At 69.2% G+C, this 9,244-nt stretch carries 7 protein-coding genes and 1 pseudogene; 3 read left to right on the plus strand and 5 right to left on the minus strand.

What is annotated here, in order from left to right:
- The first annotated feature begins 22 nt into the window (after positions 1–22).
- From B0A89_RS15295 to B0A89_RS04200, 3 genes are read left to right on the plus strand one after another with little or no spacing between them, the layout of a single operon-like run.
- Positions 23–151 (plus strand): hypothetical protein, encoded by a 129-nt coding sequence (locus B0A89_RS15295; protein ID WP_276207443.1) that lies wholly within the window; start codon positions 23–25, stop codon positions 149–151.
- On the plus strand, positions 148–1,122 hold the full coding sequence (locus tag B0A89_RS04195) for an efflux RND transporter periplasmic adaptor subunit (RefSeq protein ID WP_240558635.1): 975 nt from the start codon (positions 148–150) through the stop codon (positions 1,120–1,122). The genes B0A89_RS15295 and B0A89_RS04195 overlap by 4 nt, the downstream gene beginning before the upstream one ends.
- Complete coding sequence (locus tag B0A89_RS04200) at positions 1,119–4,181, plus strand: efflux RND transporter permease subunit (RefSeq protein ID WP_085377059.1); 3,063 nt, start codon at positions 1,119–1,121, stop codon at positions 4,179–4,181. Before B0A89_RS04195 ends, B0A89_RS04200 begins: the two co-directional genes overlap by 4 nt.
- A 31-nt stretch (positions 4,182–4,212) precedes the next feature.
- Here the strand turns inward: B0A89_RS04200 and B0A89_RS04205 are convergent, their stop codons facing one another.
- From B0A89_RS04205 to B0A89_RS04225, 5 genes and pseudogenes are all read right to left on the minus strand, one after another.
- Entirely contained in the window at positions 4,213–5,025 is an 813-nt protein-coding gene (locus B0A89_RS04205) for an NAD-dependent epimerase/dehydratase family protein (protein ID WP_085377060.1), read from the minus strand.
- A complete protein-coding gene (locus tag B0A89_RS04210; protein ID WP_157115238.1) occupies positions 5,022–5,849 on the minus strand; it encodes a glycosyltransferase in 828 nt (275 codons plus the stop codon). Before B0A89_RS04210 ends, B0A89_RS04205 begins: the two co-directional genes overlap by 4 nt.
- A complete protein-coding gene (locus tag B0A89_RS04215) occupies positions 5,846–6,208 on the minus strand; it encodes a hypothetical protein (RefSeq protein ID WP_085377062.1) in 363 nt (120 codons plus the stop codon). Before B0A89_RS04215 ends, B0A89_RS04210 begins: the two co-directional genes overlap by 4 nt.
- A complete protein-coding gene (locus B0A89_RS04220; protein ID WP_085377063.1) occupies positions 6,208–7,422 on the minus strand; it encodes an NAD-dependent epimerase/dehydratase family protein in 1,215 nt (404 codons plus the stop codon). Before B0A89_RS04220 ends, B0A89_RS04215 begins: the two co-directional genes overlap by 1 nt.
- A 169-nt stretch (positions 7,423–7,591) precedes the next feature.
- Positions 7,592–9,228: pseudogene (locus B0A89_RS04225) on the minus strand (alpha-D-glucose phosphate-specific phosphoglucomutase).
- Positions 9,229–9,244 lie beyond the last annotated feature (16 nt).

Raw genomic sequence — 9,244 nt, forward strand, 5'->3', positions numbered from 1 at the left:
ACCGATAGGCCGACGTGACATTGTGCCCGCACTCGCCGCGGCGCTGATGCTGGCGCTTGCGGCGCCGCTGCCGGCGGCGGCCCTGTCGCTGCCCTTTGCGGGCACTCGCGCGCAGGCGGATGCCCCCGCCGCCCCCCCCGCCCTGTCGTGACCGAATTCGTCACCGATACCGCCCAGCAGGAACGCACCATCCCCGGCGTCATCGTCGCGGCGACCGAGGTGCAGATGGCCTTCCAGACGCTGGGCCGGATGATCGAACGGCCGGTCGATGTGGGGGACCGGGTGCGGCAGGGCGACCTGCTGGCCCGGCTCGACCCCGAGGATCTGGCCAGCACCACCCGCGCCGCCAAGGCCGCGGTCGCCGCCGCCGAGGTCAATCTTGAAACCGCCCGGAACACGGCCGAACGGGCCCGCGCCCTGGCGCGGCGCAACGTCGCCTCGACCGCCCAGCTGGAAACGGCCGAACAGGCGCTGACCGCGGCGCAATCGACGGTTGCGCAGGCCCGCGCCCAACTTGAAAGCGCCCGCGATGCCCAGAGCTTTGCCGTGATGACCGCGCCGATCGCCGGGGTGATCTCGGCCGTCAAGGCGGCGCCGGGCGCGGTGGTGGCGGCGGGCGATCCGATCATGACCCTGTCCAGCGAGGACCGGATCGAGGCGCGCATCGACCTGATCGAGGCGCAGCTGCGCGGCGTCAAGCCCGGCACCCGCTTCCTCGTCTGGCGCGACAGCGAGGGCGAGCGCCCGGTCGCGGGCACGGTCACGCGCATCGACCCCGTCGCCGATCCGCAGACGCGCACGCGGCGCGTCTTCATCACCCTGCCCGACGATACCGATCTGAGGCTGGGCAGCCTGGTGCGGGCGCGGGCGGAAGGATCGGGCGCCACGCGCCTGACGGTTCCGGCCGGGGCGCTGGTGGTGACGCCGGCGGGCAGCGCGGTCTGGCAGGTGACGCGCCAGGGCGAGGCGGCAAGCGTCGCGCTGCGCCCCGTGCAGCCGGGCGAGACGGCGGGCGGGCGCACGCAGATCCTCGACGGGCTGAAGGCGGGCGACGAGGTGGTGACGCGCGGCGTTCATTCGCTGAGCGAAGGGCAGGCCGTGGGCCGCAGGGTGGACCCATGAGCGAGACGCACCGATTCAACCTGTCCGACTGGGCGCTGCACCACCGTTCGCTGGTGTGGTTCCTGCTGATCATGTCGATGCTGGCCGGGTTCATGGCCTATCGCAATCTCGGCCGCGAGGAAGATCCCAACTTCACCATCAAGGTGATGGTCATCTCGGCCTCGATGCCCGGCGCGACCATTCAGGACACGATCGACCAGGTCACTGACCGGATCGAGACAAAGCTTGAGGAGCTTGACGCGCTCAAGTTCACGCGTTCGGTCACGCGGCCGGGCCAGGCGGTGGTCTATGTCGAGCTGCTGCCCACCGTCAGGGGCGACGAGGTGGCCCGGACATGGCTGCGCGTGCGCAACATGATGAACGACATCCGGCCCGAGTTTCCGCAGGAATTCGCCGGCTTTCAGTTCAACGACAATTTCGGCGACGTGTATGGCAATGTCTATGCCTTCACCGCCGACGGCTTTTCCCAGCGCGAGCTGCGCGACCGGGTCGAGGACATCCGCAAGCAGGTGCAGGCGATGCCCGCCGCGGGCAAGACGGGCCTGCTGGGCGTGCGCGAGGAACAGATCTATCTTGAATTCTCGTCGGTGCGGCTGGCCGCGCTGGGGATCAGCCAGGCCCAGGTGGTGGAAACGCTGGCCGCGCAGAACGCCATCGCCCAGTCGGGCGTCGTGCAGGCAGGCCCGGAACAGGTGCTGGTGCGGGTGGGCGGCCAGTTCGACACGGCGGATGCCATCGCGGCCGTGAACCTGCGGATCGGCGATCGCTTCTTCAGCCTTGGGGATGTGGCGACGGTGCGGCGCGGCTATGCGGACCCGCCCGCGACCCTGTTCCGCTATAACGGGCAGGAGGCGATCGGCCTGCAGGTCGCCATGCGCGAGGGCGAGAACATCCAGACCTATGGCGCGCAGCTCGACGAGATGATGAACAGGATCGCCGCCGACCTGCCCGTCGGAATCCAGATGCACAAGTTCGCCGACCAGCCCCATGTGGTCAAGGAAGCGGTGGGCCATTTCGTCCGCGCCCTGGCCGAGGCGGTGGGCATCGTCCTGGTCGTCAGCTTCGTCAGCCTGGGCCTGCGGGCCGGCTTTGTCGTGACGCTGACGATCCCGCTGGTGCTGGCCATCACCTTCATCATCCTCGACATCTACGGGATCACCCTGCAGCGCATCTCGCTGGGGGCGCTGATCATCGCGCTGGGGCTGCTGGTGGATGATGCGATGATCGCCATCGAGACGATGATCTCGCGCCTGGAACAGGGCGACAGCATCACCGAGGCGGCCAGCTATGCTTGGACCTCGATCGCCTTTCCGATGCTGTCGGGCACGCTGGTGACGGTGGCGGGCTTCATCCCGATCGGGCTGAACAGCTCGGCCGCGGGCGAGTTCACCTTTTCGCTGTTCGTCGTCATCGCCGTGTCGCTGCTGGTGTCATGGATCGTGGCGGTGCTGTTCGCGCCGCTGCTGGGGGTGACGTTCCTGCCCGCGCGGATGGCGCATCACGAACAGCGGGCCGGCTGGCTGCGCCGGATGTTCAACGGCCTTTTGCGGCTGGCGATGCGGTTCCGCTGGATCACGGTGATCGTGACCCTGGCGGCCTTTGGCGGCTCGGTCTGGGCCATGCAGTTCGTCGAGCAGCAGTTCTTCCCCACCTCGGACCGGACCGAGGTGCTGATCGACGTGACCGAACGCCACAATGCCTCGATCGCCCGGACCGACGCCTCGGTCGCGCAGCTGGACGCCTTCCTGCGCCAGCAGCCCGAGGCGCAGTTCTGGACCAGCTATGTCGGACAGGGGGCGCCGCGCTTCGTGCTGGCGATGGACGTGCCGACGCCGGGGCCCTTCATGGGGCAGATGGTCATCCAGACCGCCGACCTCGCGGCGCGCGACGCGCTCAAGGCCAGGCTGGCCGATTTTGCGGCGGCCGAGATGGTCGGCACCGATGTCTATGTCAAGAACCTGGAAATCGGCCCGCCGGTCGGCAAGCCGGTGCAATATCGGGTCAGCGCCCCCCGGCCGGATGCGGCCCGCGATGCGGCGCGGGGCCTCGCCTCGATCATGGCGGGCGAGCCGCGCCTGCGCGACATCGCCCTGGACTGGAGCGAGCCGGCCCGCGTCGTGCGTGTCGAGGTGGATCAGGACCGGGCGCGCAAGCTGGGCCTGTCCAGCACCGACATCGCCAATGCGCTGGCGGCGCTGTATTCGGGCAAGGTCGTCACGCAGATGCGCGACGGCATCTTCCTGATCGACGTGGTCGCGCGCGGCATCGAGACCGATCGCCAGTCGCTCGAATCGATCCAGAACCTCGAGCTGTCCACGACGACCGGCACCCCCATCCCGCTGGCCGCCCTTGCGCGGCTCAGCTATGAGACAGAGCAGCCCATCATCATGCAGCGCGACGGGATGCCGACCGTGACGGTCAAGGCCGACATCACCGGCCGCGACCAGCCCGCCACGCTGGTCGCGGCGCTGGCGGACCGCGTGGCGGCCTATGCCCGCACGCTGCCCGCCGACACCCGCATCGTCGTGGGCGGCACCGCCGAAACCTCGGGCGAAAGCCAGCGGCCGATCGCGGCGGTGGTGCCGCTGATGCTGCTGATCATGGCGACGCTGGTGATGATCCAGATGCAAAGCTTCCGCCTGGCGCTGATTGTCTTTGCGGCCGCGCCGCTGGGCCTGATCGGCGTGGTGGCCGCGCTGGTGCCGTTCCGGGTGCCGATGGGCTTTGTGGCCATCCTCGGGATTCTCGCCCTGATCGGCATCCTGATCCGAAACTCGATCATCCTGGTGCACGAGATCGAGATGCTGCGCGCCGCGGGCCGGTCCAAATGGGATGCGGTGTTCGAGGCATCCGACAGCCGCGCCCGGCCGATCCTGCTGACGGCGGCGGCGGCCAGCCTGGCGCTGATCCCCATTTCCCGGCAGGTGTTCTGGGGTCCGATGGCCTTTGCCATGATGGGCGGGATCATCGCCGGCACGCTGATCACGCTGCTGTTCGTGCCGGCGCTGTATTGCGTGGTGTTCGGGGTCAGGCGGCCGGAACCGGGGCCGGCGAAGTAAGCGGGGCTCTGCCCCGCACCCCGGGATATTTCTAGCCGCCCGAATCCAGCATCGCGGGCAGCGCGGCGCGCAGGCCGTCCATGCCGCGCGGCCGCCAGCCGAGCGCCGCCAGACGCTCGCAGGACATGACCGACACGGGCGTGTCGGCGCGCGGCGGCAGGGGATGGGGGCTGCCCGTCAGGCGCCGCACCTCGGCCAGCAAGTCGTGCCGGTCCACCAGCAGGTCCGAGGCGTTGAAGCTGCCCTGCCCCCGCGCGCCCAGCACCAGCAGCACCGCCGCGGCCAGATCCCCGCCATGCAGTTCCGTCCCCCGGCAGGGCGGGACGGGGCGGCCCGCGCGGTAGTCGGCAAAGAGGCCGGCCCATTTGTGCCCCGGCCCCGGACCATAGATGCCGGTCGCGCGGATGCTGGCGGGGGCGAAACCGGGGGCGACCAGCGCCGCCAGCCCATCCTCGACCTCGGCCTTGATGCGGCCGTAAAGGCTTTCGGCGGCAGCCCCGGTCCCGTCGGGCAGGGGCGTGCCGGCTGGCAGCGCGTCATAGACCGCGCGCGAGGACAGAAAGACCGCCTGCCCCACCCCAGCGGCCCGCGCCTCCTGGAGCAGCTGCAACGAGCCGTCGCGGTTCAGTGCGACAAAGCCGGCGGGGTCATCGCCCTCGCCGCCGCGATAGCGGCCGGGGACATGGGAGAAGGCGGCATGGACCAGCGCATCCGCCCCGTCCAGCGCCGCGGGGCGGCCCAGCCGCCAGCCGGGCAGCGGATCGACCTGATGCCCGGCCGCCGCCAGGGCCTGCGCCACAAAGCGCCCGACCAGCCCGCTTGCGCCGGTCAGCGCGATCCTCATGCCGGGTCGGGCAGGCTGCGGCTGTCCGGGACCGGCCCATCCCCCGCATAGGCGCGCCACAGATCGATCAGGGGGCGCAGGCGGTCGGCCTTGGCATGGTCCTGCCAGGGCTTTTCATATTGAAAATGCAGGATCTTCACATCCTGCCAGCGCCACAGGCCGGGCAGGTTGAACCAGACATATTGCAGCATGTTGCAGAACACCGGCAGGCCGTGCCAGTCGGGGAAATAGCTTTCCAGAAATGTCTGGTCGGTGCGCCGCCAGAACGCATCCGGCACGTCCAGCCGCGCCAGCATGTCCGCAAAGGTCGCCGGATCGGGGCGCGCCGTGAACACGCCCGAATTCATGCGGTGGAAATCGGCAAGGCTTTCATAGACGTTCGGGGCCGCGCAGAACTGGGGGTAATCGAACAGCCTGTCCACGTTCTGCAGCACCAGCGCGTCGGCGTCGATGAAGACGGCGCGCGCGTAATCAAGCTGCCACAGCCGCAGCTTGGCGAAATTGTCCAGCGGCGTGTGGAAGGGCGGCTTTTCCCCCTTGGTGAAGGCTGCCCGCCCATGCAGCGCGTCCCGCGCATGGGCGGTGTTGAACGCCTCGCTCGTCGGCAGCAGCGCGCAGCGCACCAGCCGCGCGCCCAGTGCCGACAGCGGGGCCAGATCGGCCGGCGCGACATCGGTGTGCAGCACGCAGATATCCGCATCCGTCCCCGACAACAGGATGGAGCGCACCAGCGCCCTTGCGCCCAGCGCATAATCCGCATTGGTCACGAGGGTAACGAAGGCCCGGTCGCCCCGCGCGGGTCGGTCTGCGGTCCAGCCGGTCACGGGCGGGCGCTCGGTTCGGCCAGCGAGCCATCAGGATCGCGGCAAGCAGGGCTTTCGCCCGCGCCAGGCGCGCCGTGGCGGGCCGCCGCGAAGCCACGGGCGGCGGGATGCGCCGCGGCCGCGGCCGGGATGGCGGTGCGGGCAAGGCACAGGGCGCTGCGCCCTGGCCTTGCCGGATCGCGGGCCAGCGCCGCCCGGACATCCGTCCCGTGCCTGTCCGGCTGCCGATCGGCGGGGCGATCGGCAAGGCCCGCCCCGCAGGCGATCGCCCCGGCCTCGGGCGCCTCGCCATGCAGGGCGCCCGGCCGCGCCCGGCCGGCGCCATGGATCACCCGATGATCAGGGCCGGCACGCCCCATCAGACCGCCTTGAGCCGCTTGCCCTCGGGGTCGTGATCGACCCGGCGGGCGATGTCGCGCGTCCAGGCGGACACCGCAGGCACGCGGCTGCGATCGATGCGGTGGGCATATTTGCGCGCCACGTCCACCACCTCGGCCAGCAGGCCCTCCTGCAGGGTGGTAGGGTTCAGCCCCAGCGAGAGGAACTGGTCGTTGGTCACGATCAGCTCGTTCTCGTCGGCCTCCTTGCGGGGGTTGGGCAGGAACTTGACCTCGGCCCCGGCCATGCGGGCAACCAGCTGCGCCAGGTCGCGCACCCGGTGGGTTTCCGTCATCTGGTTGAAGATGCGCACGCGCTCGCCGGCCTTGGGCGCATCGCCCAGCGCCAGTTCGATGCAGCGCACGCAGTCCTGCAGGTGGATGAAGGCGCGCGTCTGCCCGCCCGTGCCGTGGACGGTCAGCGGATAGCCGATCGCCGCCTGGATGAGGAAACGGTTCAGCACCGTGCCGTAATCGCCGTCATAGTCGAAGCGGTTGATGAGCTGTTCGTGCCGGCGCGTCTGGTCGGTATGGGTGCCCCAGACGATGCCCTGATGCAGGTCGGTGATGCGCAGCCCGTCATTCTGGGCATAGAACTGGAACAGGATCTGATCGAGCGATTTGGTCATGTGATAGACCGAACCGGGGCGGGTGGGATAGAGGATCTGCTGCGCCCTCTTGCCCGAAGGGGTGTCGATCTCGACATCCAGATAGCCTTCGGGGATCGGCGCGCCGACGCTGGAATAGCCATAGACGCCCATCGTCCCCAGATGGACCAGATGCGCGTCGATGCCGGTTTCCACCAGCGCCGCCAGGATGTTGTGCGTCGCATTGACGTTGTTATCGACGGTATAGACCTTGTGGCGGTCGGTCTTCATCGAATAGGGCGCGGCGCGCTGTTCGGCGAAATGGATCACGGCGTCGGGGCGGTATTCGGCGAACCACTGCTTCACCCGCTCGTACTCCTTGGCAAGGTTCAGCAGGTGGAAATGGATCGTGTTGCCGCTTTCCTGTTTCCAGATGCGGCAGCGTTCCTGGATCGAATCCATCGGGGTCAGCGACTGCACGCCCAGTTCGGTGTCGATCCAGCGGCGCGACAGGTTGTCGAGGATATGAACCTCGTGCCCCAAGGCAGACAGGTGCAGCGAAGTGGGCCATCCCACAAAGCCGTCACCGCCAAGAACCGCGATCCGCATCTCTGGACTTCCTTTCTTTCGGGCGCCTGCGGCCAGTTACCCTGTCCGGTGCGCGCTGTCGAATGAACATATGGCGGCAGGGTGACGCTTTTGCGAAGCCGCGGGCCAAGGCACAGCGGCAGGGCCGGGCGGCGGCCATGCGCCGCGCCCCGGCCCCGCCTTGCGCCGATCAGGTGATGACATCGGGGCGCGGCCGGCCGGTATGGGCGGCGATCTGCGCCAGTTCCTCGGCCGCGGCGATCACGGGGGCCAGCGCCTCGTCCACCGGCAGATCATGGCGCTGACCCTGGCCGGCATAGCGTTCCAGATAGACGCGCAGCGTCGCGCCCTCGGTACCGGTGCCCGACAGGCGGAACACGACGCGGCTACCATCCGTGAACATCACCCGGAACCCCTGCCGGGCCGAGGACGAGCCGTCCACCGGGTCGTGATAGGCGAAATCATCCGCCGCCTCGATCGTCATGCCGGCAAAGGACTGGCCGGCCAGCCCCTCGGCCATCGAGCGCAGCCGGTCCATCAGCGCGTTGGCGCTGTCGGCGGCCACCGCCTCGTAATCATGGCGGCTGTAATAGTTGCGGCCATATTCGGACCAGTGCGCCGCCATCACCTCGGCGACCGGCTGGCGGCGCGCGGCCAGGATGTTCAGCCACAGCAGAACCGCCCACAGCCCGTCCTTTTCGCGCACATGGTCCGACCCGGTCCCGGCCGATTCCTCGCCGCAGATGGTGACGCGCCCGGCATCGAGCAGGTTGCCGAAGAACTTCCACCCCGTGGGCGTCTCGTGCATCTCGATGCCCAGCCGCTCGGCCACCCGGTCGGCGGCGCGGCTGGTCGGCATCGAGCGGGCGATGCCCGCCAGCCCGCCCGCATAGGCCGGCGCGTGGGTTGCATTGGCCGCCAGCACCGCAAGGCTGTCCGACGGCGTGACATAGACGCCGCGGCCCAGGATCATGTTGCGATCGCCGTCGCCGTCCGATGCGGCGCCGAAATCGGGCGCATCCTCGCCCATCATAAGGTCGAGCAGATCCTTGGCCCAGACCGGGTTCGGGTCGGGATGCCCGCCGCCGAAATCGGGGCTGGGCACGGCATTGACCACGGTGCCGGGCGCGGCGCCCAGGCGGTTTTCAAGGATCTCGCGGGCATAGGGGCCGGTGACGGCATGCATGGCGTCAAAGCGCATGGCAAAGCCCGAGGCGAACAGATCCCGGATCGCGGCGAAATCGAACAGCCGCTCCATCAGCGCGGCATAGTCGGCGACCGGATCGACGATCTCGATCGCCATGCCGGCCAGCGACGCCTCGCCCGGCGCCGACAGCTCGATATCCTGCGCATCGAGAATGCGATAGCCGGTGATCTCGCAACTGCGCGCAAAGATCGCGTCGGTGACCGATTCGGGCGCCGGCCCGCCATTGGGGCCGTTGAACTTCATCCCGAAATCCTCGTCCTGGCCGCCGGGATTGTGGCTGGCCGACAGGATGATGCCGCCATCCGCCCCGCGGACGCGGATCAGGTTCGAGGCGGCGGGCGTGGACAAAAGCCCCCCCTGCCCCACGATCACCCGCGCCGCGCCATTGGCGGCGGCCATCCGCAGGATCACCTGCACGGCCCGGTCGTTGAAGAACCGCCCGTCCCCCCCAGAACCAGCGTCCTGCCCTGCACGCCGCCGATGGCGTCGAACACCGACTGGGTGAAGTTTTCCAGATAATGCGGCTGCATGAAGACACGGGTCTTCTTGCGCAGTCCCGAGGTTCCGGGCTTCTGCCCCTCGATCGGCTGGGTCGGAACGGTGCGGGCGGTGTCGGTCATCGGAACGCTCCCTTGG

The organism is Paracoccus contaminans (genome assembly GCF_002105555.1).
GTDB classification, from domain to species: Bacteria; Pseudomonadota; Alphaproteobacteria; order Rhodobacterales; family Rhodobacteraceae; genus Paracoccus; species Paracoccus contaminans.

What these genes read in the sequence shown, in the direction of transcription:
- B0A89_RS04200 (WP_085377059.1), top strand. Translation starts at nt 1,119, where the DNA reads ATGAGCGAGACGCACCGATTCAACCTGTCCGACTGGGCGCTGCACCAC.
- B0A89_RS04215 (WP_085377062.1), bottom strand. Translation starts at nt 6,208, where the DNA reads ATGGGGCGTGCCGGCCCTGATCATCGGGTGATCCATGGCGCCGGCCGG.
- B0A89_RS04220 (WP_085377063.1), bottom strand. Translation starts at nt 7,422, where the DNA reads ATGCGGATCGCGGTTCTTGGCGGTGACGGCTTTGTGGGATGGCCCACT.
- B0A89_RS04205 (WP_085377060.1), bottom strand. Translation starts at nt 5,025, where the DNA reads ATGAGGATCGCGCTGACCGGCGCAAGCGGGCTGGTCGGGCGCTTTGTG.